Source organism: Rhodobacter sp. 4.3.4 (assembly GCF_058724655.1).
The window spans coordinates 1,985,629-2,007,410 of the sequence record NZ_CM178967.1 but is presented as its reverse complement, the minus strand read 5'-3'; the positions used below and the strand labels follow the sequence as shown (position 1 = coordinate 2,007,410).

The following is a 21,782-nucleotide window of genomic DNA, read 5'->3' as shown; positions in this document are numbered from 1 at the left end:
CTGTGACGCTAGCCCGCGCCGAACATGTCCCCAACGAATGTCACGAGGTCGGGCAGCTTGCGCAGCGCCATCCCCGCCCCGCCCTCAAGCTTGGTGCCCACCGGCAGGATCGCCTGTGAGAAACCAAGTTTCTCCGCCTCTTTCAACCTGTTTTCCGCCTGTCCCACCGGGCGCAGCGCCGCCGAAAGCGAGATTTCCCCGAAAATCACCAGATCGGCCGGAAGCGCCACATCCTCGCGCGCCGAGAGCAGCGCCGCCGCCAAGGCGAGATCGGCGGCGGGTTCCAGCACCTTCAGCCCGCCCGCGACATTGAGGAACACATCGAGCCCGGCAAAGGGAATGCCGCAGCGGCTTTCCAGCACGGCCAGAATGGTCGAGACCCGCCCCGAATCGAGCCCGACCACGGTGCGGCGGGGCGATGCCAGCGAGGAGGGGGCGACAAGCGCCTGAATTTCCGTGAGCACCGGCCGCGTGCCCTCAATGCCCGCAAAGACCGCCGAGCCGGGGGCGGGCTGGCCGCGCTCGGAAAGAAACAGGGCCGAGGGGTTGGCGACCTCGGCGAGGCCCCCGCCGGTCATCTCGAAAACGCCGATTTCCGAGGCCGGGCCGAAGCGGTTCTTCACCGCGCGCAGGATGCGGAACTGATGGCCGCGCTCGCCCTCGAAATAAAGCACGGTATCGACCATGTGCTCGACGACGCGCGGCCCGGCGATCTGGCCCTCCTTGGTGACATGGCCGACCAGGATCACCGAAACGCCGCGCGATTTCGCGAAGCTCACCAGCTCATGGGCGGCGGCGCGGACCTGGCTGACCGAACCGGGCGCGGCCTCGACCATGTCGGCCCACATCGTCTGGATCGAGTCGATCACGACGAGATCGGGGCGTTCCGCCTCGAGCGTGGTCAGGATATCGCGCAGGTTGGTCTCGGCGCCAAGGCTGACGGGCGCATCGGCCAGACCCAGCCGCAAGGCCCGCATCCGCACCTGCGCCGAGGCCTCCTCGCCCGAGATATAAAGGCATTTCAAGCCCTTGCGGGCAAAGGCCGCGACAGCTTGCAAGAGCAGCGTCGATTTCCCGATGCCCGGATCGCCCCCCACCAGGATCGCCGAGGCGGGAACAAGCCCGCCCCCCAGCACCCGGTCAAACTCCGCCAGCCCGCACAGGGTCCGCGGCGGCGGCGCCTCTTCATGGGCGAGCGTGGTCAGATCGATGCGCCGCCCCTTGGCGCCGCCCAGGCTTTTGCCCGCGGGGCCGGTCGAGAGCGGCGCCTCCTCGACGATCGAATTCCACGCGCCGCAGGCGTCGCAGCGCCCCGACCATTTGCGATGGACGGCACCACAGTCGGTGCAGGTGAAGTTTGCGGATGCCTTGGCCATGCGCCCTTGTGGCAGAGCCCCGCGCGGGCGGCAAGCGCCGCCTGCACGCCTCAGCGGATCGCGGCGATCGGCCCCTCGGCCCGGCCGTTTATGAACTGCGTCACATAAGGGTCAGATGTCGTGTCCATTTCCGCGATCGTGCCATGCCAGCGGATCTGCCCGTCATGCAGCATCGCCACCCGGTCGGCGATGGCCCGGACCGAGGACATGTCATGGGTGATGGTGATCGCGGTCGCGCCCATCTCGCGCACGACCGAATTGATCAGATCGTTGATCACCCCGGACATGATCGGATCAAGCCCGGTGGTCGGCTCGTCGAAGAAGATCACCGTGGGGTCGGTGGCAATCGCGCGGGCCAGGCCCACCCGCTTTTGCATGCCGCCCGAGAGTTCGGCCGGGAACAGGTCCGCCACCTCGGGGCCAAGGCCGACGCGGGCGAGTTTCTCCACCGCCACGGCGCGGGCCTCGGCTTTCGGGCGCTTGTGCGGGCCGCGCAGCAGCCGGAAGGCGACGTTTTGCCAGACGCTCAGGCTGTCAAACAGCGCCGCGCCCTGAAACAGCATGCCAAACCGCGACAGGAACTCTTCGCGCCCCTGCGCCACCGGGGCGCCGTTGACCCGGATCGTGCCCGCGTCAGGCGTCACGAGGCCAAGGATGCATTTCAAAAGCACCGATTTCCCGGTGCCCGAGCCGCCGATGACGACAAGGCTTTCGCCGCGCTCGACGCGCAAGGACACGCCGCGCAGCACCTGTTTCGAGCCGAAGGATTTCGCGAGGGTTTCGATCTCGATCATTTGGAGAAGAACACCTCGGTCAGCAGGTAGTTGGAGGCAAGGATCGCGACCGAGGCCGCGACGACCGCAGATTTCGTCGCCCGGCCCACGCCCTGCGCGCCGCGGCCCGAATTCATCCCGTAATAGCAGCCCATCAGCGCGACCAGGAAGCCGAAGGCCGCGCCCTTGACCAGACCCGAGCCGACATCCCAAAGTTCCAGATATTCCCAGGTGTTGCGGATATAGGTGGCCGAGTTGAAGCCAAGCCGTTCGGTGCCGATCAGCCAGCCGCCCATGACACCGATCACATCGCCCACGGCAACCAGCAGCGGCACCGAGAGCGTCGCCGCCAGAACCCGCGGAACAGCCAGGTATTTCAAAGGGTCGGTCGACAGCGTCACGAGCGCGTCGATCTGCTCGGTCACTTTCATCGTGCCGATCTCGGCGGCAATCGAACTGGCCACGCGCGCCGCGACCATCAGGCCCCCCAGCACCGGACCCAGCTCGCGCACCATCCCGATCGCGACGATCGAGGGCACGACGCTTTCGGCCGAAAACCGCGCCCCCCCCGCATAGATTTGCAGTGCCAGCGCCGCCCCGGTGAACAGCGCGGTCATGCCGACGACCGGCAAGGACAGCCAGCCGATCTGCACCAGCGCCTGCAGCAATTCGCGGCCGTAAAACGGCGGGCGCAGCATGTGGCTGAGCACCGCGCCGGTGAACAGGCTGACCCGGCCCGCCCCCGCAAGCGCCGCAAGAACGGTGCGGCCAAGCGCGGCCAGAGCGGTCGTGATCACGCCAGCCCCCCGACATAGGCGCGCTGATAGCGTTGCCCCAGCGCGGTCAGAATCTCATAGCCGATCGTGCCCGCGACCTCGGCCAGGGCATCGACGCCCTGATGCGGCCCAAGGATATCAAGGCTTTGCGGCACCTCGGGCAGATCGGTGACATCGACGGTGATCAAATCCATCGAAACCCGGCCGACGAGCGGGCAGGGGGTGTCGCCCGCCCAGAGCGTCGCCTTGCCCGAAAACCGGCGCGAGAGCCCGTCGGCATAGCCCGCGGCGACGGTGGCGATGCGGCTTTCCCGCGCCGCCGTCCAGCTGTTCGCATAGCCCACGGTCTCGCCCGGCGCGACCTTGCGGATCTGCACCACCGGCAGCGAGAGCCGCACCACCGGACGCGCCGCGGTGAACGGCTGCCCGCCGTAAAGGCCGATGCCTGGCCGGGTGACGTCGAAATGATAGCCGGGGCCAAGCAGGATGCCGCCCGTCGCCGAAAGCGCGCGTTTCAGCCCCGTTCCGTCGGTCATGGCGCGGAAGTTTCTCAGCTGCATCGCGTTCATCGGATGGTCGGGCTCGTCCGAACAGGCCAGATGGCTCATCACCAGCTTCGGCCCGGCGGCGATCAGCTCGGCCGAAACAGCGGCCCAATCGGCGGGTTCAAGGCCAAGCCGGTTCATCCCGGTATCCAGCTGCACGCCGAAAGCCGCGCCGGGCAGGGCGTCGCGATGACGTTTCACCTGGTCTACCGAATTCAGCATCGGCGTCAGGCCCAGATCGCCGATCATCTCGGTGTCGCCCGCCATATGGCCGGAAAAGACGAAGATCTCCGGGCCTTCGCCAAGGGCCTGGCGGACGGCGGCGCCTTCCTCGGCGGCGGCGACAAAGAATTTGCGCGCCCCCGCCCGGGCCAGAACCTGTGCCACCCGGGCAGCGCCAAGGCCGTAGCTGTCGGCCTTGACCACCGCCCCGGTCTCGGTGGCGGCAGAAGTCATTGCGTCAAGCGCCCGCCAATTGGCAAGCACGGCGTCAAGATCGATGCGGAGCGATGCTGTGGTCATGCGGTTTTCTTGAGCCTGAGGGGCCGAAGGTCAAGCGCAAACATCCGTGAGCGCGCGCGCCGGCGGCAGATGTGGCAGGGGGGCTCTGCCCCCCTGAGCCCCCCGGGATATTTCGAGCAAGATGAAGAACACCCCGGATTGGCTTTCACCTTGCCACAAATATCCCGCGGGGGTCCGGGGGCGCGAAGCCCCCGGCTTTGCCTCAGAACCCGTCCGAACCGTCGCCCTGCCAAGGCCGGGCGAGGTCCGAAAACCGGGTGAAGCGGCTTTCAAACGCCACTTCGACGGTGCCGATCGGCCCGTGGCGCTGCTTGCCCAGGATCACCTCGGCCTTGCCATGCACGCGCTCGGCCTTTTGCATCCATTCGGCGAATTTCGGATCGTCTTCCGGCGGCTTCAGACGCTCGTGGTAATATTCGTCGCGATAGACGAACATCACCACGTCGGCATCCTGTTCGATCGAGCCCGATTCGCGCAGGTCGCTCAGCTGCGGCCGCTTGTCCTCGCGGCTTTCCACCGTCCGGCTCAGCTGCGACAGCGCCATCACCGGAATGTTCAGCTCTTTCGCGATCGCCTTCAGCCCCATCGAGATTTCGCCGATTTCCTGCACCCGGTTGTCGGTCCGCCCCGAGCCGCGCAGAAGCTGCAGATAGTCGACGATCACCACATCCAGCCCATGCGTGCGCTTGAGCCGCCGACAGCGCGCCGCCACCTGCGAGATCGGCAGGGCGGGGGTGTCGTCGATGTAAAGCGGGCAGGTTTCCAGCGCCTTCGCGGCTTCGACGAAGCGGCGGAATTCGGCCTCGGTCATGTCGCCGCGGCGGATCTGTTCCGAGGGCACTTCGGAGGCCTCGGACAGCACCCGCGCGGCGAGCTGCTCGGCGCTCATCTCGAGCGAGAAGAAGCCGACGACGCCGCCCTCGACCGCGCCTTCGGTGCCGTCATGGCGCATGCCGCGCTTGTAGGCCTTGGCGATGTTGAAGGCGATGTTGGTGGCCAGCGAGGTCTTCCCCATCGAGGGGCGCCCGGCCAGGATCAGAAGGTCGGACGGGTGCAGCCCGCCCAGTTTCCGGTCGAGATCGCGCAGCCCGGTCGAGACGCCCGCGAGCCCCCCTTCGCGCTGATAGGCGGCGTTCGCTGATTGCACGGCTTCCGTCACCGCCTTGAGAAAGCTCACAAATCCCTTGTCGGCCGTGCCCGATTCCGCCAGCTTGTAAAGCGCCCCCTCGGTCTTCACGATCAGGTCTTCGGGTTCCAGCCCGACCTCGACCTTCTGTGCCGAGGCCGAGAGATCCTTGCCGAGCCGGATCAGCTCGCGCCGCAGCGCCAGATCATGGATCATCTGCGCATAGTCGCGCGCCGCGTAAGACGAGATCGCCGCCCCGGCAAGACGCGCAAGATAAGTGGCGCCGCCAAGCGCCTTGAGCCCCTCGTCGTCCTCCAGATAGGCCTTGAGCGTCACCGGCGAGGCCAGCGCGTTCTTCTGGATCCGCGCCGCCGCCACTTCGAAAATGGTGCGGTGCACGGGTTCAAAGAAATGCTCCGCCCGCACCACCGAGGCGATCCGGTCCATGACATCGTTGTTCGTCAGGATCAGCCCCAGAAGCTGTTGTTCCGCCTCGATATTATGCGGCAGCGCCTCTTCTTCCGGCATCTCGGACTTGATCGGTGCAAGCGTGTTCATTTCTGCCTCATGATCCCATCCCCCGGGCTCTTCTAGCGGCGGGCGGAGAAAACGGAAATCCTCCGCAGGGTCGGATAACCCTGTGGACAAAAGCGCAACCGCGCTGCAGTTTAGCGTATTTCTGGGGGAATTTCCACCAAACGCCACAAGATATTGAGCGCATTTCCCCGGGCGGGCGAGTCGCCCAGGGTTTTCCCCATTTCATCCACAGGCCTGTCCCCGGGTTTCTCCCCGGAAATCTCAGCCCTTTCTGTGGGCGTCCTGCCAGGCGCGCGGCGCGCTCAGGAAGGCTTCGACCTCGTCGAGCGTCGCCGCGTCAAAGGCGCCCTGCGCGCGGGCCTCGGCCAGAACGTCCCACCAGGTGCAGAGGTGGTGCAGCTGCACCCCATGCGCGGCCAGATTGGGCACGGTTTCCGGGAAAATGCCGTAATAGAAGATCACCGCCGTATGGGCGCAGGTCGCGCCGGTCTCGCGGATCGCATCGACGAAGCTCAGCTTCGAGCCGCCATCGGTGGTCAGATCCTCGACCAGCAGCACGCGCTGGCCTTCGGTCATCGCGCCTTCGATGCGGGCATTGCGGCCGTAGCCCTTGGGCTTTTTGCGCACATAGGTCATCGGCAGCGCAAGACGCTCGGCCACCATTGCGGCGAAAGGGATCCCCGCGGTCTCGCCGCCCGCGATATTGTCAAAGGCCTCGAAACCCGCGTCGCGCAGCACGGTGACGGCGAGGAAATCCATCAGGGTCGAGCGGATGCGCGGATAGCTGATCAGCTTGCGGCAGTCGATATAGGTCGGCGAAGGCAGGCCCGAGGCGAGCGTGAAGGGCGTCTCGGCGTTGAAATGCACCGCCTTGATTTCCAGAAGCATCCGCGCGGTCAGACGCGCGATTTCTTCCTTGGCGGGATAGGAGGAGGGGATCATGTGGGTGTCCTCATGCTGTTTTTTCTTGGTGCAAATACGCCTCTTTTCGACCGTGGTGCCTGTGGCGCGGGTGGAAAAGGGCGTATTTTGGCCAAGAAAAAGGATCAGTCGATTGCGTGCCAGAAGACCGGGAAGCCCGGGTCGAAGACGGTGACGGGACCGGCGCCGGTCTCGATCTTGGCGGGCCAGGTCGCGGGCGTGGCGGTTTTTTCCAGCGTCAGCGTCGCGGTATTGACCGGCAGGCGGTAAAAGCGCGGCCCGTTTTCCGAGGCGAAGGCGGCAAGCTTCACCAGCTTGCCCTCTTCCTCGAAGACATGGGCGAGCAGTTGCATGGTGTTCGTCGCGGTGAAGCAGCCCGCGCAGCCGCAGGCGCATTCCTTCAGCGGATCGACATGCGGCGCGGAATCGGTGCCCAGGAAGAACCGCGCCTCGCCGCTCGTCGCCGCCGCGCGCAGCGCCAGGCGATGGTGTTCGCGTTTCGCCACCGGCAGGCAGTAGTAATGCGGCTTGATCCCGCCGACGAGGATATGGTTGCGGTTGAGGATCAGGTGATGGGTGGTGATCGTCGCCGCCAGATCGTCGCCTTGCGACCGGGCATAATCGACGCCGTCTTTCGTGGTGATATGTTCCATCACCACCCGCAGCCCGGGCGTCGCGCGGCGGATCGGATCGAGCACGGTCTCGATGAACACCGCCTCGCGGTCGAAGATGTCGACGGCGGGATCGACGACCTCGCCATGCACGCAAAGGGGCAGGCCGATCTCGGCCATTTTTTCCAGCACGCCCCGGACCTTGTCGAAATCGCGCACGCCCGAATGCGAATTCGTCGTCGCGCCTGCCGGGTAAAGCTTCACCGCCTTCACCAAACCCGAGGCCGCCGCCGCCGCGACATCGGCGGGATCGGTGGTCTCGGTCAGATAAAGCGTCATCAGCGGTTCGAAGGCCGCGCCAGCGGGGCGCGCGGCCAGGATGCGGTCGCGGTAGGCCGCGGCCTCGGCGCCGGTCACCACCGGAGGCACCAGATTGGGCATCACGATGGCGCGGGCGAAATGGCGCGTGGTTTCGGGCAGGACACCCGAAAGCATCGCGCCGTCGCGCAGATGCAGGTGCCAGTCGTCGGGGCGGGGAAGGGTGATGCGGGTCATGCGCCCCGGTTACACCCAAGGCCGCGGCATTTCCAGTGCCAGCTTTGTCCCGCCGCGCAGGCGGCTTCGCGCTGATGTGACCTTGGGGCTCTGGACGACGGCTGCCGCATGCGTCACCTTGCGCGGGCCTCGGGGGAGGATGGAGAGAGACATGACGACACGGTTCATCGCCTTGGCGGGCCTTGCCGCCGCCACCGCCCTTGCGGGCTGCAACGATCCGGGCTTTCGCGGCGTGCCCGAGGTGCGCATCGCCACTGCGGCCGAGGTGGCGCAATGCCGCCTGACCAGCACGATCACCAATGAACCCGGGCTTTACGGCCCCCTCGTCGGGCGCGAGGCGGAACGCTATGCCCGCAACAAGGTCCTTGACATGGCGAAAAGCGACGGCGCCAATACCGTCGTCTTCGATCCGGTGATGCCGGGCGAGCCGGTCTATCTGCTCACCGCCAAGGCCTATCGCTGCTGATCCGCTCACGGATTGTTGACGCTGCATTGCAGAAAATGCAGGGCGGGGTTTCGGCGCAGGTCCTTGTCGGCTCCCCGTCCGCTGCCTATATCCCGCGCAGGGAGGAAACATTCTGCACCCTGTCAGGAGGTTTCCATGAGTTATGTCGAACTGTCCGAAGCGCCTGCCAAGACACCGAACAAGGGCATGGTGGCGCGATTGTCGCGGCTTCCTTCGGCCTTGGGCGAGGGGCTGGTCGAGGTGCTGGAAACCGGCGCGCGTCTGCGCGAGGTGACCCGGCTGCGGGCGATGTCGGATGCCGAACTGGCGCTGCATCAGATCACCCGTGACGAGATCGTGCCGCACGTGTTCCGCGGCCGCTCCTTGTTCTGAAACATCGGCGGCCGCCGCGGGCCTGGCCCTGCGGCGGCCCATCCTCTTGCGCCGGACGCCTGCGCGGCCGATACTCGGCCAGTCGAAGGTTGCGCAAGGAGCGGGCGATGTCGCAAGAAACCCTGACCGAAGTGCGCGGTGATCTGGTCCTGGCGGCGCTTTGCGTGGGACAGTTCCGGGCGCCCTGCCAGATCGAGGCGGAACGGCTGCTGGTGCGCGCCGACGAGGCGCTGATACAGGCGCTGCGGGCGCTGGGTCTTGAAATCGCCACCGTGTCCGAGGTCTTCACCCCGGCGCCGCTGTTCGCCCCCGAAGAGCTGATTCTGGATCAGGTTTCGCGGGGCATCCTGCGCCGTCAGGTCACCACCCATGTCTTCCGGCCGCATGACGACGAGAGCGCCGAGGAAGATGGCGAGACCGTGGCGGCGCCGGTCTGATCCGCCGCGCGGGCCTTGCGCTCAGCCGACGGTGCTGTCGCCCGTGACCGGTTCCGCCGAAGCCTCTCCGGGCCGCGCGGGGCCGGGTGTCTGCAGCTGATCTTCAAGCACCATCAGCCGGTTGCGGAACCTTGGCCAGCCCAGCCGCCGCACCACGTTGCGGCACAGCATCGCCTCCAGCCCGGGGCGGCCCGCGCTGTCCAGATAGCCCGCCAGCCGACGCAGATAGCGCATTGCCTCGCGCCGCCCGCGCCAGAGCCGCCAGAACACCGCGGCGGTGAAGGTGCCCGCGCAGGCCTGCGCCAGCATCGGTTCGAGCGCGTCGATCTCGGCCAGCGCGCTTTCGGGCGTGCTGCCCAGATTGCGGCAGGGCAGAAGCGTCACATGCGGCCGCGCCATCAGCGCGGCATGCATCGCATCGGGGCTGATCAGCGGGTCGTAGATCACATGCACCGCCCCGGCGCCATCGAGCATGTCGGGGGCAAAGCCGTAACGGTCGGTGAAATTCTGCCGCCGCCGCCGCCGGAACCGGTCATCCCAGGCGGTCAGCCGCGCCTCGAGCGTCGCCTGCGGCGCCAGCGTGATCACCGTCGCCCCCGGCGCCGCGACCGAGAAGGCCGCCGCCGCATAGCCGCAACTGCCCGCGCCGTAAAACACCACGCGGTCGAAATCCTCGAAAAACGCCTCGTCCACGAGGCGGTCGATATAGGCATAGACGGCGGGATCGCGAAACCAGCTCTCGTCATGGGCAATCAGCGTCAGGCTGGAATGGCCGCCCGCCCCGGCAAGGGTGAAGCCGAGCGGCAGCTGATCGTCAGAGCGGGCGCGGATCGCGGCGCGGATCTCGAAACTGACCAGAAGCACCGGGCCGCGGTCGGCAAAAAGCACCGAATGGCTGGCGCCCAGCGGCTCCCAATAGCCCTCAAGCTCGCCCAGATCCTCTATGTGGCGCAGCCAGTCGCTGTCGTTCAGATCGCGCATCGTGCTGGTTTCCAACTTTCCCCCGTCCATCGCCGCTCTCCTGCTTCTGTGCGGAAGACTGCCTGAACAGGGTTAATCTATCATTCCCGCCGCCTGTCGGAAATGCGCGCGCGGCGATAAATTCCTGTTGATTGTCAAGGGGTGGGCGTCAATCCGCCCAAAGGCGGGGCAGTGTTTCCGTGCCGGTTACACCTTGGGCGGACGCGCTTCGGCGGCCAGTCCGAGCGCCCGCATCCGTGCCGCAAGCGGCGGCGGCAGCGGCTGCGAGGGCGGGGTCAGCATCAGCCGCCCGAAGAGCGCCCGGAACGGCTCCTCGGCCATCAGCGCGGCAAAGCGCTTGTGCCGCCAGGCCACGCCTGCGCGGTGCAGCCGGTCGATCTCGGCATCTGTGCGCAGCCCCGCCATCCCGGCGGCGGTCGCATCGGCATAGCGGGCAATCGTGCGGTCCTCGACGCCACAGAAATTGCGCTCGACCCAATAGCTCAGATCGAAGGCCGAGGCGTCCCGATTGGCCCGGCCGCGGTCGCATTTGAGCACATAGCCCTGCATCGATCCCAGCGCGTAATGGTTGAGCTGCACCAGCTGCCAGGGGTCCTGGCCCAGGGGCGTGAACAGCCGCCCGCTGCGGTAGCTGTCGGGCAGGGCGCGGCCGCTGCCATCGACCCAGCGCGTCTGCGCGATCCGCGCCGGATCGGGGGCGCGGGGGCGATGCACGCCCAGTTTGCGATAGGCGCCATCGTTGCGAAACAGCGTCTTGATCAGGCTGGCCCGCCAGGGCCAGGTCATCCCCGCAGGCGCGGCGCGCAGGAATTGCGCCGTCACCGGCGCATCGGTGAAATCGACCACCCCCGCATTGCCGAACAGCCGCCAGGTCAGCGCGATCGCCGTCGCCTCGGGCAGGGTCGCGGTCAGCGTCGCCAGCGTGCCGTCGCCCGCATGGATGTTGACGAATTCGTCGATGTCGAGGACCAGAACCCAATCGGCGGCGCGCAGCAGCGGATGCTTCTCCGCCAGCTTCAGCGCCGCCCATTGCGGCCCCTCGCGCCAGGGGCCGGGGTTGCGGACATGGGTCAGCGCGCCCAAGGCCTGCAGCCGGTCCAGAAGCGCATCGGTGCCGTCGCTGCAATCGTTGGAAAAGACAAGGAAATCGGTGAACCCCACGGCGCGGTGATGGGCCAGCCATTCCAGCAGGAAGGCCGCCTCGTTCTTCACCGTCAGAATGGCCAGCGCCCGCATCAGTGGTTCGCCTCGCCCTCGTGGTCCACGGTGAAGAAGAAATCAGCCGGCAGGTCGCGCAGGTGCAGATCCTCCGGGATCACCCCCGGACCGGCATTGAACACCGCCGAGCCGAAGACATGCAGCAGCCGCGAGAGCTTTTCGAAGCGGTCCGAACAAAGCTCGGCGTAGAAATTCGCATAAGCCTCGGTCGCGCGCAGCTCTGCGATCTTCGCCCGATGCGCCGCCACCGAAAACTCATGTGCGGCGCGGATTTCCGGGTCCGCCAGCAACCGCTCGAATTCCGCCCGCGCCCGCGGGATCATCCGCTGGACCGAGCGCTCCTCGACCGCGTTGTGATTCATCCGAAACCAGTAGTTCAGCCCCTGATCGCGGTCGACATGGTTCACCCTTCCGCGGTCGCGCTTGACCAGAAAGCTCTCGGCCGAGCGCACGGCGTAATGGTTGAGCTGCACCCAGTCATAGCCGTAGCTTGTCGCGGTCGAGCGCCAGCCGTTGCGATACATTTCGCGCGGCATCGGCTTGCCCGACCCATTGAGCCACTGCACCTGATCCCACAGATCGGGCAACAGCCCCTTGGGCCGGTGCACGCCCAGCTTCTTGTAGATGTCGATGTTGCGAAACAGCGTCTTGAAGCCCCAGGCCTGATGCGGCTTGCGCACGATCTCGGGGGCGCAGGTGGTGAATTGCTCCAGCAGGAAGCGGTCCTGATAGTCGTGCACATCCGAGTTGCCGAAAAGCCGCCAGGTCAGCGCGATCATGTTCGCCGTGCCCATCGCCTCATACAAAGCGCGAAGCGTGCCGTCGCCGATCTTCACATTGATGAATTCATCGACATCCATGCAGATCGCCCAGCCGCAATTTTGGATCAGCGGCTCCTTTTCCGCGCTTTCCAGCGCCGCATGCTGGGGCGGCATGTCCATGCTGCGAAACGGGTTGTCGCGGTGCTGGCAGATCCCCTTCCTTTGCAACATGTCCAGCATCGTGTCGGTGCCATCGGTGCAGTCATTGGTATAGATCAGGAAATCATCGACGCCGATGGCGCGGTGATAGGCGATCCATTCGAGGATGAAGGGCCCCTCGTTCTTCATCGTGGTGACGATGCAGGTGCGGCCCGCCTCGGTCGCGCGCAGCGGCGCGGGGCGCGGTTTCGAGACCGGCGGGCGGATCGGTTTCGCCCCCCAGATTTCGGTCGAAACCCGAAAGAGTTCCGGGTCTTCGATCAACGAGGTCTTCGGTGCCAGTTCGGAGGCCGCCCGCCCCGGCACCCGCAGCCCCATCGCGCGCCAGAACGGGATCAGGCTGGCCGGATCGGGTTTCGTATAGGCGATGCGCAGCAGCCGCCAGGTCGCATCAAGCCCGACCTTGCCCGGCGCCACACCCCAGCGGGCAATGCCGCGCGTCGCGTCGAATTGCCGGCACAGGTGATCGGAAAACCGCGCCTCGGCCCCCGCCCGCACCCGCCAGGGATAGACCCGCCGCCCCACCAGCGTCACCATGCCCGAGGGGGCCTCCAGACAGGTCTCGAAAGCCGAGGGCCCGCCCGCGGCGCGCGGCTGCAGGATGTCGGTCACGTCAAGCTGCAACACCACGCGGGCGCGGGCCAGAAAGCGCCATTTCACCAGCTCGAACACGATCCCCTGACCCAGCGGCGCCCGCCAGGGATCGTTCGGCGGCACCTCCATCCGGTCCTTGCCGGGCGCGTCGGGGGCGTGAAACGGGTGGTTTTCCGGCCCGTGATCGGGTTTGCCAAGCGGCACATCCGAGGACAGCACGACAACCGTCATCGCGATATCGCGCGCCGCCAGCAGATCGGCCACCGCCGCGGCCAAAGCCGGGCCGTGCAGCGCGTCGCTGTCAGGGGGCGAGCGGTCCAGGATCAGCGCGGCTTCGGCCCCGTGCTGGTCGTGATGCCAGACCAGCCAATCAACGATGCCCTGTGCGCTTTCCTCAAGCCGTTGCGCGAAAAGACAGAATTTACCCGCGAAAAGATCGGTCTCGGCGGGCGCGGGGGAGATATCGAAAGCCGCCACCGGGCCTTGCGGCGCCGGGCCGGGGGCGGGGGCCTCGCCCTCGGGCGTCACCGGGCGGATCGCCCCGGGGCAAAGGCCAAGCCGCAGCGGCCCCTCGGGCGCGGCGCGGCCATGCACCATCACGCCCCCCGCCACCTCGCGCCGGTCGATCACCTCGAAACCGCCCGCGGGCGGATCGGGGGCGATCTGCCCGGCAAAGGCGGGATTGGCGAAGAACAGCCGCAGGGTGCGGCCGGGGCGGCCGTTGCGGCTCTCGGGCCAGATCACGGCATCCAGCAGCCGCAGCCCCGCAGGCCCGGCCCCGAAGCTCTTCCCCTGCAATTGCCGCGCGACGACCGTCGATCCGTTCATGCTGCCCCCGGTTTTGAGACGTTCTAACAGGGCCCCGGCCCGCTTTCAAACGCGCGCTGATCTTCCCTGCCGATTGCGGCGCCCGTGGCGACGGGGGGACCGGAGCCGCTGCCCGGAAATTGCCCGAAATCCGCTGCGAAATCGGCCAAAGCCCGTGATGACTGGGCGCGGGGTCCTATCCTTGCCAAGCCGGTGATTGCGGATAGAATGCCCCGACCAGGAAAGGGTGTGCAGATGGACGAGCAAGACGGCAAGGTGGGGTTGCGCCGCAACCCCGGACAGAAATACAGCCTGTTTCTGGACGAGCTGCACAGCCGGATGGTGTTTGACTGGTACATGGAAATCGGCTGCCGCGCCGGGCGCAGCTTTGCCCCGGTGATGGGCAAGACGATCGCCGTCGATCCCTTCTTCAAGGCGGAAACGAACATCATCGGTGCCAAGCCGCAGCTGCTGATCTTCCAGCAGACGAGCGACGATTTCTTCGCCTCGGGGATGCTCGATCGCATGGGGATCAAGCTGTCGCTGTCCTTCCTTGATGGGATGCATCTGTTTGAATATCTGCTGCGCGATTTCATGAACACCGAGGCGGTGTCGGACCCTAACGGGGTGATCGCGCTGCATGACTGCCTGCCTTTCAACCAGCGCATGCTGACGCGCGATCTGAAGAACCTGCCCAAGGGGCCCTGGACGGGCGACGTGTGGAAACTCATTCCGATCCTGCGCAAATACCGCCCCGATCTTGAGTTGACGGTGCTGAACTGCCGCCCGACGGGGCTGGTCCTGGTCTCGAACCTCGACCCGGCAAACACCGTGCTGCGCGACAATTACGAGGCGATCGTGGCGGAATGGACCACGGTCGATCTGCTGCCCTATGGCGTGGGCCGCTTCTACGACTGTTTCGAAAGCGTCGATGCCGATGCCTTCGCCGCCGCCGATTACCCGATCTTCGCGAAGATCCGTCAGGCCCCCGCGACGATCCGCAGGCCGACCAAGGTCACGAAATAACCCCGGAGGCGCCGATGTCGGCACGCGAAGACGATCCCGCCCGCGCCCCGCAGCCGCAGGGGGGCTGGTCGACGCGCCTGCGCCCTGTGCCCGGCGCGCTGGTCGTGCCGCCAAGCGTGCCCGACATGGTGCAGCCGATGGGCATTTTCGACGCCGCTGGCGGCTATGTCCACGAGGGGGTGCTCTGGCGGGGTCGTCGTCTGATGGTTGAGCCCGAGATCCGCCCCGAGCCGGTGGCCGATCTGCCCGGGCGCTGGATCTGGGGCGGGGTGCTGCTCAATCACTTCGGCCATTTTCTGGTCGAAAGCACGCCGCGGCTTTGGGCGCTCGACGCGGTCGAGGGGCCGGTCGATGGCATCCTGTTTACCGTCAAGCGCGAGACGATCGAAGAGGCGGGCGCGCTGAAGCTGCAACCGTTCCAGCGGCTGTTCTTCGACCTGCTCGGCATCGATGTGCCGATCCGCATTCTGGCGCAGCCGACCCGGGTCGAGCGGCTGGAAGTGCCCGGACAGGGTTTCGGTCTGGGCCCGATCGCCGCCGGAACCGCGCCGTTCCGGGCCTTTTTCGCGACCCGTTTCGCCCGCAATATCGCCCCGCAAGGTTCGGAAAAGCTTTACATTTCCCGTTCCACCCTGGGGGCTGCGCGCGGCGGCGTGCTGGGCGAGGACCGGATCGAGGCGGCGCTTTCGGCGGCGGGCTACGAGATTTTCCATCCGCAAAAACACAGTCTTGAATCGCAGATCGCCCATTACAAGGCGGCCCGGCAGGTGGTGGCGCTGGATGGCTCGGCGCTGCATATGGTGGCGATGGTGGGCCGTCGCGATCAGCAGGTGGCGATGATCCGGCGCCGGGTGTCGGACGTGTCGGACAGCATCGTCACCCATCTGACCGCCTTCACCGGGCGGGCGCCGCTGGTGATCGACGTGATCGAGCAGGATTGGGTGCGCTCGGACCGCAAGCGGGCGGACCGGCATTCGGTGGGCCAGCTCGATCTGCCCGCGCTTGGCCGGGCGCTGGTCGCGGGCGGGTTCCTGCCCGAAGGCGCCGAAATCCCGGCGATGACCGAGGCCGAGATCCATGCCGCGGTGCATGTCTTCGAGGATGCCCTGAGCGGCAAGCTGCATTTCGAGCCGCTGGCGCGTGGCGCGCGCCGCGACGTGCCCGAGGCCGGGGCGGTGCTGCGGCGGCGCAAGGATCGGCCCAAGGACGGGCCCAAGGATGGGCCCGGGGCTGAACCGGGCAAGGAAGGCAAGCTCAAGGGCGAAGAGCGGCGCGCGGCACGGATGGCGCGGCGGGCCGAAAGGACCGAGCGGCGCGAAAGGCGCGCGGCGGCCCGGCCCGAGGGCTGAACCCGCCGCGGCGGCTTATTTGGCCCCGCGTGCCGCGCGGCGGGCTTCGCGGGCGGCCTTGCGCTCCTGCCGTTCGGCGCGGCGCGCGGCGCGGTCTTCGGCGGTTGCCTCGGCGGGCGCGTCTTCGGGATCAAGGGGGACAGCCGCCGCGCCCAGATGCGCCCGGGTGAAGACCGCCATCACCCGCGCCACCGCCGCCTCGCGCACCGAGCGCAGGTTCGGCTCGAACCAGCCCGCCCCGGCCTTGACCGAGGTCACCAGTTCATAAGACGGGAAATAATCCACCGCCGCGTCATCGGCCTGCAGCTCGCCCGCCACCGCGCGCAGCACCGATTTCGACAGCACCGTCGCGGGCAGCACATGCGCCTGCGAGGCGGTGGCGGTCAGCGGCACCGGCGAGACGGTCAAAAGCACCCGCAGCGCCGGGTTGAGCGCCTTCAGCCGTGCCAGCGCCGCTTCCAGATCGGCCTTGACCTCGGAGACGCGGAAATTCGCAAAGGCATGGATTTCCGGGTCGAAACTGCCCGCGATCGTGCCGGGCGCGGTGGCATAGACCTGACCCGAGGGCTTGTGAACCCAGGCCTCGGTCAGACCCAGGGTGAAGATGAAGACATCAGCCTGCGTGAAAACTTCGCGCACTTTTTCAAGATGCTGCGCGCGGGCGGCCTTGACCGCTGCGGCGCTTGCAAACCCGCCCGGTTCGATATTCGGGCGCAGCGCGTCGTAAAACCGGCCGTCCTTTTCCCAGATCGCGTCGAAATCGGGGGCCTTGCCCCAGGCCTCCTCGAGCAGCTGGCGCAGCTGGCGGGTGGTGTAGATATTGCCATAGCGGGCGGAATACATGTCATAGCCGTGGCTTGGCCCGTCTTCGGGGGCGATGCCCGCGGGGCGCGGCTCGGCATCGAGCACGGTGAAGCCGTTTTTGCGCAAGGCCCGGCCGACATGCTGGGCAAAGCAGGAGCCCGCGGTGACGATCCGGTCGGTCTTCGTCAGCCCCCAGCGCGGCCGGTACAGATCGGGCGGCGGATAGGCGGCCTCGGCCAGGCCGGTGCGCCAGAAGGCGCGGGCGTCGATGCCTTGATAGGGCGAGCGTGTCATGCGGGCACTCCTTCCTGGGGGCAGATCCCGGCCAGGGCAGGCCGGACCGCCGCCCAGACTGCAAAGCCGAAATCGGCGTTCATATGCGAGGCGTCGGTGCCGCCGCCTTCGCCGGAAATCAGCCGCGAAGCCTCTTTGTTATAGGCGCCGCGGGTGGTGACGCCATCGGCCACGGTCGCCGCGGGCTGGGCGATGAAGCGCGCATGCGGCGCCAGCGCCGCGGCCGCTGCGGTTTCGAACATCGCGCCAATCGCCGGGCCGTCGCCCGCAAGGATCGCCGCGTCCCAGCCGTAATTCGTGACGCCCTCGGGCGGTTGCCGGGCCCAGTCGGCCCAATGCGGCTCGGCCAGCGCCAGCACCGGCTTGTCCGTCGCCCGGGCAATCGTCCGGGCATGATCGACCAGCTGCGTCGCGCTGTAACGCTCGGTCAGAAACGCCGTGGCAAAGGCCGGATGCAAAAGCGTCTTGCCCGCGGTGCCGGCAAGCCCGACCCAGGCATGGGTCTTGTAAAACCGCAAGATCCGCTTTGACGACATGTTCAGCCCCACCAGAAGGAAGGCGTCGAAGCGGGACAGTTCGATCCGGTCATAGCCGCCCGACAGCGTGCGGAAATGGCCCGTGATCTTCGGCCGCGTCGGCACCAGCGCCGTGCCCTGCAGGGCCACATGGCGCATCCCGTCCGCGGGGGCGCCGAAAAACACCGGCTCGATCGCGTCCCAGCCGGGCACGGCCTCCTCGATCAGCCGGTCCCAGCCCAGTTTCAGCGCCCCGATATGGGAATTGCCGATCACGCACAGCCGCAGCGTCATTTCGAGAATGCCTCCAGCAATTCATCCTCGCACATCACCTTCGCGGCCTTGCCCTTGCCCTTGGCCTCGGCCCGGGCCTTGCGCCGGGCCCGCCGCTCGGGGTCTTTCGTGCGCTGTTTGCCTTCGGTGGCGGCTTCGACGGCGGCGGCGGGCGGTGCGGCCCCCTGTGCGAGCAGATCGCGCAGATCGGCGCCGCCGCACAGCCGCACGACCAGCGCCGCCAGAGGGTCGGGATCGGCCGCCGCGCCCCCCGGCGCCAGAAGCCGGCCAACGAGCGCATCCAGCACCGGATCATGCCGCACGCGCGCGGTGTCCCGCGCCCAGTCGGCGGCGCGGGCGGCCAAAAGCGCATGGCTGGCCCGGGTCTCGGCGCGGGCGCCGGAAGGGGCGGGCAGCACGATCAGGCACAGCTGCAGTCTCGGGTTGAGCGCCTCCAGCCCCTCCGCCAGCCGGGCAAACCCGGCGTCCAGATCGCGGGCGCTCATCCGCGCCTCGGGCCAGTCGGGGGCATGCAGGCCCGCGGGCGGGCGGGGAAAGACCTGGCCGCTGGCCGGATCACACAGCAGCGCGGGGGCGGCAAGCGGCAGCACCAGTGTTTCGGTTTCGGCCAGCAGTCGCGCCAGCGCCGTCAGATGCGCCTGCCGGTAGGCGGTGGCGCTGGCCAGATCGGGCAGGCCCGCCGGATCGACCCCGGGGCGGGCGGCATCGACCAGCGTGCCGTCGGGCTGCGGCCAGAACACCGGCCCGGCCTCGCCCCGCGCCGCCGCGATCAGCTGCGCAAGCAGCCGCACATCGCCCAAAGCCCCGGCCCGCGCCGAGGAAAGCCCGTAGTGAAACTGTGCCAGAAGCGCCGCCGAGGCCTGTTTCGGCCCGGGTTCGGCATCGGCCACCAGCGCGCCGCCGCGACGCAACGCCTGCGACAGGGCCGGATCGCCGCCCAGAACGCTCAGCCGGACCGGACCTTGCGGCACGGGCGGGGCGGTTTCGGCCTCGGTCGTCGTCTTTGCGTCGTTCATGCGGTCCTGCCTTCCTTCCGGTGCAGATTATGCGCCGTGGCCGCAGTTTGAAAGCCAATCATGGACATTTGAGGGCGGTCCGGAATTTTGCCGCCGCCGCCGTCGAGGGGTGCTGCCAAAATGTCGCACCAGGCCCCAAGGGCGGGTTGACCTATGTCAAAGTGGGGCGGCGCGCAAAGCCGCTAGAAGAGGCGCATCAGGTTCCCGATCTCCCTGAAACGGCGCAAGCCGGCGGAACCTGAGCCAGGACCCGGACGTTCTCCCTCGTCGGGTTCCAAATAACGCGCTGCGGGCCTCCCTCCCGCAGCGCTTTATTTTGGTCCGGTCGCATCTGCCGTTTCGCCTTGGCTGGCCCCCGGGCCTTGGCCTAGATCACCTTGACCTGCGTGCCGACCGGACAGAGCGGATAAAGCTCTTCGACCTGGGCGTTGAACAGCCCGATGCAGCCCGAAGAGCTTTTGCGGCCGATCTTGCGGGTGTCATGGGTGCCGTGGATGATATAGGCGGGCCAGTCGAGATAAAGCGCGCGGGTGCCCAGCGGATTGTCGGGGCCGGGCGGCATCGGGCGCAGGCTGGGATCGGCGGCCAGCATCGAGGCGGTCGGCGTCCAGCCCGGGTTTTCGCGCTTGCGCACGATTTCGGTATAGCCGGTGCGGGTCAGTTCGGGGCTTTTGGGCACCGAGGTCGGATAGACGCGATAATCCGCCCCCTCGACCGCCCAGTAATGCAACGCCTTCGAGACCGTGTCGGCGATCAGCGTGACCCGGTCGAGCCGGTCGAAATGCGCGCGCCAGTCGATCTGGCGGAAGCCCGAGATATTGGCGCGCGTCGGCGGCGCGATGATCGCGGGCTGGGCCGCCATCGGCACGTCTTGCGTATTCGCCCGCAGCATCGAAGGCGCAAACAGCGCCACGGCGCCCGAGCCAAGCAGCAGACGACGGGTAAGACGGGGGGTAAGACGGGGCATCCGGACCTCCTGAAACGGCGCATTGCACATGCATCATTCGGGGTCTGCGCCGCAGGGTCCAGTCAACTCCTGTCACGAGCTGGTGACAGCGGAAGGCGGAGACAGCAAAAGGCCCTCCGCAGGGAGGGCCTTGGCTTGCGGGGAAGATCGCGGCGCTTATTTCGGCGCGATCATCATCACCATCTGGCGGCCTTCAAGCTTCGGCATCGATTCGACCTTGCCGGCATCGCCGACATCGCCGACGACGCGGTTCAAAAGCTCCATGCCAAGCTGCTGGTGCGCCATCTCGCGGCCGCGGAAACGCAGCGTGACCTTGACCTTGTCGCCTTCCTCCAGGAATTTCATCACCGAGCGCATCTTGACCTCGTAGTCATGCGTGTCGGTGCCCGGACGGAACTTGATTTCCTTGATCTCGATGACCTTCTGCTTCTTGCGGGCCTCGGCCTCTTTCTTCTGCTGTTCGTATTTGAACTTGCCGAAGTCCATGATCTTGCACACCGGGGGAACGGCGGTGGGCGAGATTTCCACGAGGTCGAGCCCGGCCTCCTCGGCCATCTGCATCGCACGGGCGGGGGTGACCACGCCGACGTTTTCCCCATCCGCCCCGATCAGGCGGATTTCAGGCGCGCGGATGCGTTCGTTGATCCGGGGGCCGGTCTCGCGTTGCGGCGGGGCATTGTGCGGTCTGCGGGCTATGGCTTTGGTCCTTTTGTGGTGAACGTTTGGCGCGCAAAATAGGGGCAGGGGCCGGGTCTTTCAACCGGATTCCGCAGCCGCTTCGGCGGGAATCGGCTTGTGCTTCGAAAAAGGCGGCAATGCGACACGTTTCCTAATTCCCAAGTGCAGGCGATAGTTGAAAATGTTGATCGTTCCCATGAGAATCCCATCATGAAAAGGGGGGAAGAATGACCGAAGTGAACTGGAAAGACCTGCCGCAAAATGCCAAGGCGACGCTGGGCATCATCGGCGGGGGGATCCTGCTGGCCCTGATCCTTGGCTTGATGTCGCCGGGTCGCACCGTGGTCACCGTGCCTGTCGATGAACTGCCGCCGGGCGTGCCGGCAACCCCGGCCGCCGCTGCCGCTCCGGCGGCTGAAGCTGCTGCCCCGGCTGCGGAAGCTGCTGCTCCGGCTGAAGAAGCCGCCCCGGCTGCGGAAGCTGCCCCGGCTGCGGAAGCTGCCCCGGCTGCGGAAGCTGCCCCGGCTGCGGAAGCTGCCCCGGCTGCGGAAGCTGCCCCGGCTGCGGAAGCTGCCCCGGCTGCGGAAGCTGCCCCGGCTGCGGAAGCTGCCCCGGCTGCGGAAGCTGCTCCGGCTGCGGAAGCTGCTCCGGCTGCGGAAGCTGCTCCGGCTGCGGAAGCTGCCCCGGCTGCGGAAGCTGCCCCGGCTGCGGAAGCCGCCCCGGCTGCGGAAGCTGCCCCGGCTGCGGAAGCTGCCCCGGCTGCGGAAGCCGCCCCGGCTGCGGAAGCCGCCCCGGTTGCGGAAGCCGCCCCGGCTGTTGAAGCTGCTCCGGCTGCGGAAGCTGCCCCGGCTGCGGAAGCTGCCCCGGCTGCGGAAGCTGCTCCGGCTGCGGAAGCCGCCCCGGCTGTTGAAGCCGCCCCGGCTGCGGAAGCTGCCCAGGCTGTTGAAGCCGCCCCGGCTGCGGAAGCCGCTCCGGCTGCGGAAGCCGCTCCGGCTGTTGAAGCTGCCCCGGCTGCGGAAGCTGCTCCGGCTGTTGAAGCTGCTCCGGCCGCGGAAGCTGCCGCTCCGGCCGCTGAAGCCGCTCCGGTTGACCCGGTTGCCGCCGCGCTTGCCGCTGCCGAGGCTGCTAAACTCGCTGCCGAAGCTGCTGTCGCCGCCGCTGCCGCTGCCGAAGCTGCCGCCGCTGCTGCTGCCGCGAAATAAGCGCCGCGCGCCTGACATCGACAAACGCCGCCCCCCCCCG

At 67.4% G+C, this 21,782-nt stretch carries 21 protein-coding genes; 5 read left to right on the top strand and 16 right to left on the bottom strand.

Annotation, left to right across the window (positions count from 1 at the left end; translation table 11 throughout):
- Nucleotides 1-8: 8 nt before the first annotated feature.
- From radA to pyrC, 7 genes are all read right to left on the bottom strand, one after another.
- A complete protein-coding gene (gene radA / locus AC4PTB_RS09730) occupies nt 9-1,376 on the bottom strand; it encodes a DNA repair protein RadA (protein ID WP_492189774.1) in 1,368 nt (455 codons plus the stop codon).
- Between the two features lie 50 nt (nt 1,377-1,426).
- Nucleotides 1,427-2,170, bottom strand: coding sequence for an ABC transporter ATP-binding protein (locus tag AC4PTB_RS09725; RefSeq protein WP_492189773.1), 744 nt, complete (start codon nt 2,168-2,170; stop codon nt 1,427-1,429).
- Nucleotides 2,167-2,943, bottom strand: coding sequence for an MlaE family ABC transporter permease (locus tag AC4PTB_RS09720; protein WP_492192620.1), 777 nt, complete (start codon nt 2,941-2,943; stop codon nt 2,167-2,169). The genes AC4PTB_RS09725 and AC4PTB_RS09720 overlap by 4 nt, the downstream gene beginning before the upstream one ends.
- Nucleotides 2,943-3,992, bottom strand: a complete 1,050-nt coding sequence (gene alr, locus AC4PTB_RS09715) for an alanine racemase (RefSeq protein ID WP_492189772.1) — start codon at nt 3,990-3,992, stop codon at nt 2,943-2,945. Before alr ends, AC4PTB_RS09720 begins: the two co-directional genes overlap by 1 nt.
- Before the next feature lie 202 nt (nt 3,993-4,194).
- The gene (locus AC4PTB_RS09710; protein WP_492189771.1) at nt 4,195-5,676 is read right to left on the bottom strand and encodes a replicative DNA helicase; all 1,482 of its coding nucleotides are present in this window, start codon (nt 5,674-5,676) and stop codon (nt 4,195-4,197) included.
- Between the two features lie 240 nt (nt 5,677-5,916).
- Complete coding sequence (locus AC4PTB_RS09705; RefSeq protein WP_492189770.1) at nt 5,917-6,597, bottom strand: orotate phosphoribosyltransferase; 681 nt, start codon at nt 6,595-6,597, stop codon at nt 5,917-5,919.
- Nucleotides 6,598-6,701: 104 nt separating this feature from the next.
- A complete protein-coding gene (gene pyrC / locus AC4PTB_RS09700) occupies nt 6,702-7,742 on the bottom strand; it encodes a dihydroorotase (protein WP_492189769.1) in 1,041 nt (346 codons plus the stop codon).
- Between the two features lie 151 nt (nt 7,743-7,893).
- On the opposite strand from pyrC, the gene AC4PTB_RS09695 reads away from it, so the two are divergent.
- The 3 genes from AC4PTB_RS09695 to AC4PTB_RS09685 all read left to right on the top strand — a co-directional run bounded on the left by AC4PTB_RS09695 (nt 7,894) and on the right by AC4PTB_RS09685 (nt 9,017).
- Complete coding sequence (locus AC4PTB_RS09695) at nt 7,894-8,208, top strand: hypothetical protein (RefSeq protein WP_492189768.1); 315 nt, start codon at nt 7,894-7,896, stop codon at nt 8,206-8,208.
- A 135-nt stretch (nt 8,209-8,343) separates the two neighbouring features.
- Nucleotides 8,344-8,580 (top strand): DUF1127 domain-containing protein, encoded by a 237-nt coding sequence (locus tag AC4PTB_RS09690; RefSeq protein ID WP_492189767.1) that lies wholly within the window; start codon nt 8,344-8,346, stop codon nt 8,578-8,580.
- A gap of 107 nt (nt 8,581-8,687) precedes the next feature.
- Complete coding sequence (locus tag AC4PTB_RS09685; protein WP_492189766.1) at nt 8,688-9,017, top strand: urease accessory protein UreE C-terminal domain-containing protein; 330 nt, start codon at nt 8,688-8,690, stop codon at nt 9,015-9,017.
- 21 nt (nt 9,018-9,038) lie between these two features.
- Here the strand turns inward: AC4PTB_RS09685 and AC4PTB_RS09680 are convergent, their stop codons facing one another.
- The 3 genes from AC4PTB_RS09680 to AC4PTB_RS09670 form a co-directional block, all read right to left on the bottom strand.
- Nucleotides 9,039-10,028 (bottom strand): phosphoadenosine phosphosulfate reductase, encoded by a 990-nt coding sequence (locus AC4PTB_RS09680; protein ID WP_492189765.1) that lies wholly within the window; start codon nt 10,026-10,028, stop codon nt 9,039-9,041.
- A 156-nt stretch (nt 10,029-10,184) separates the two neighbouring features.
- Nucleotides 10,185-11,234 (bottom strand): glycosyltransferase family 2 protein, encoded by a 1,050-nt coding sequence (locus AC4PTB_RS09675; RefSeq protein WP_492189764.1) that lies wholly within the window; start codon nt 11,232-11,234, stop codon nt 10,185-10,187.
- Nucleotides 11,234-13,618, bottom strand: coding sequence for a glycosyltransferase family 2 protein (locus tag AC4PTB_RS09670; protein WP_492189763.1), 2,385 nt, complete (start codon nt 13,616-13,618; stop codon nt 11,234-11,236). The genes AC4PTB_RS09675 and AC4PTB_RS09670 overlap by 1 nt, the downstream gene beginning before the upstream one ends.
- 234 nt (nt 13,619-13,852) lie before the next feature.
- On the opposite strand from AC4PTB_RS09670, the gene AC4PTB_RS09665 reads away from it, so the two are divergent.
- A complete protein-coding gene (locus AC4PTB_RS09665) occupies nt 13,853-14,623 on the top strand; it encodes a class I SAM-dependent methyltransferase (RefSeq protein WP_492189762.1) in 771 nt (256 codons plus the stop codon).
- A 14-nt stretch (nt 14,624-14,637) separates the two neighbouring features.
- Nucleotides 14,638-15,972: a glycosyltransferase family 61 protein gene (locus tag AC4PTB_RS09660; RefSeq protein WP_492189761.1), complete on the top strand. Its 1,335-nt coding sequence runs from the start codon at nt 14,638-14,640 to the stop codon at nt 15,970-15,972.
- Between the two features lie 15 nt (nt 15,973-15,987).
- On the opposite strand, the gene AC4PTB_RS09655 is transcribed toward AC4PTB_RS09660, so the two are convergent.
- The 6 genes from AC4PTB_RS09655 to AC4PTB_RS09630 all read right to left on the bottom strand — a co-directional run bounded on the left by AC4PTB_RS09655 (nt 15,988) and on the right by AC4PTB_RS09630 (nt 21,760).
- Entirely contained in the window at nt 15,988-17,070 is a 1,083-nt protein-coding gene (locus AC4PTB_RS09655; RefSeq protein WP_492189760.1) for a GSCFA domain-containing protein, read from the bottom strand.
- Complete coding sequence (locus AC4PTB_RS09650) at nt 17,067-17,879, bottom strand: hypothetical protein (protein WP_492189759.1); 813 nt, start codon at nt 17,877-17,879, stop codon at nt 17,067-17,069. The genes AC4PTB_RS09655 and AC4PTB_RS09650 overlap by 4 nt, the downstream gene beginning before the upstream one ends.
- A complete protein-coding gene (locus tag AC4PTB_RS09645) occupies nt 17,876-18,895 on the bottom strand; it encodes a hypothetical protein (RefSeq protein WP_492189758.1) in 1,020 nt (339 codons plus the stop codon). Before AC4PTB_RS09645 ends, AC4PTB_RS09650 begins: the two co-directional genes overlap by 4 nt.
- Before the next feature lie 367 nt (nt 18,896-19,262).
- Nucleotides 19,263-19,862, bottom strand: coding sequence for a L,D-transpeptidase (locus AC4PTB_RS09640; RefSeq protein WP_492189757.1), 600 nt, complete (start codon nt 19,860-19,862; stop codon nt 19,263-19,265).
- Nucleotides 19,863-20,018: 156 nt separating this feature from the next.
- A complete protein-coding gene (gene infC, locus AC4PTB_RS09635; RefSeq protein WP_241772783.1) occupies nt 20,019-20,471 on the bottom strand; it encodes a translation initiation factor IF-3 in 453 nt (150 codons plus the stop codon).
- Nucleotides 20,472-20,554: 83 nt separating this feature from the next.
- Complete coding sequence (locus tag AC4PTB_RS09630; protein ID WP_492189756.1) at nt 20,555-21,760, bottom strand: hypothetical protein; 1,206 nt, start codon at nt 21,758-21,760, stop codon at nt 20,555-20,557.
- Between the last annotated feature and the right edge of the window lie 22 nt (nt 21,761-21,782).

Coding starts and splice junctions, on each gene's coding strand:
- AC4PTB_RS09725 (WP_492189773.1), bottom strand. CDS start 2,170: ATGATCGAGATCGAAACCCTCGCGAAATCCTTCGGCTCGAAACAGGTG.
- AC4PTB_RS09675 (WP_492189764.1), bottom strand. CDS start 11,234: ATGCGGGCGCTGGCCATTCTGACGGTGAAGAACGAGGCGGCCTTCCTG.
- AC4PTB_RS09630 (WP_492189756.1), bottom strand. CDS start 21,760: ATGTCAGGCGCGCGGCGCTTATTTCGCGGCAGCAGCAGCGGCGGCAGC.
- alr (WP_492189772.1), bottom strand. CDS start 3,992: ATGACCACAGCATCGCTCCGCATCGATCTTGACGCCGTGCTTGCCAAT.
- AC4PTB_RS09680 (WP_492189765.1), bottom strand. CDS start 10,028: ATGGACGGGGGAAAGTTGGAAACCAGCACGATGCGCGATCTGAACGAC.
- AC4PTB_RS09650 (WP_492189759.1), bottom strand. CDS start 17,879: ATGACGCTGCGGCTGTGCGTGATCGGCAATTCCCATATCGGGGCGCTG.
- pyrC (WP_492189769.1), bottom strand. CDS start 7,742: ATGACCCGCATCACCCTTCCCCGCCCCGACGACTGGCACCTGCATCTG.
- AC4PTB_RS09670 (WP_492189763.1), bottom strand. CDS start 13,618: ATGAACGGATCGACGGTCGTCGCGCGGCAATTGCAGGGGAAGAGCTTC.
- AC4PTB_RS09655 (WP_492189760.1), bottom strand. CDS start 17,070: ATGACACGCTCGCCCTATCAAGGCATCGACGCCCGCGCCTTCTGGCGC.
- AC4PTB_RS09685 (WP_492189766.1), top strand. CDS start 8,688: ATGTCGCAAGAAACCCTGACCGAAGTGCGCGGTGATCTGGTCCTGGCG.
- AC4PTB_RS09660 (WP_492189761.1), top strand. CDS start 14,638: ATGTCGGCACGCGAAGACGATCCCGCCCGCGCCCCGCAGCCGCAGGGG.
- AC4PTB_RS09710 (WP_492189771.1), bottom strand. CDS start 5,676: ATGAACACGCTTGCACCGATCAAGTCCGAGATGCCGGAAGAAGAGGCG.
- AC4PTB_RS09690 (WP_492189767.1), top strand. CDS start 8,344: ATGAGTTATGTCGAACTGTCCGAAGCGCCTGCCAAGACACCGAACAAG.
- AC4PTB_RS09665 (WP_492189762.1), top strand. CDS start 13,853: ATGGACGAGCAAGACGGCAAGGTGGGGTTGCGCCGCAACCCCGGACAG.
- AC4PTB_RS09645 (WP_492189758.1), bottom strand. CDS start 18,895: ATGAACGACGCAAAGACGACGACCGAGGCCGAAACCGCCCCGCCCGTG.
- AC4PTB_RS09705 (WP_492189770.1), bottom strand. CDS start 6,597: ATGATCCCCTCCTCCTATCCCGCCAAGGAAGAAATCGCGCGTCTGACC.
- AC4PTB_RS09640 (WP_492189757.1), bottom strand. CDS start 19,862: ATGCCCCGTCTTACCCCCCGTCTTACCCGTCGTCTGCTGCTTGGCTCG.
- radA (WP_492189774.1), bottom strand. CDS start 1,376: ATGGCCAAGGCATCCGCAAACTTCACCTGCACCGACTGTGGTGCCGTC.
- AC4PTB_RS09695 (WP_492189768.1), top strand. CDS start 7,894: ATGACGACACGGTTCATCGCCTTGGCGGGCCTTGCCGCCGCCACCGCC.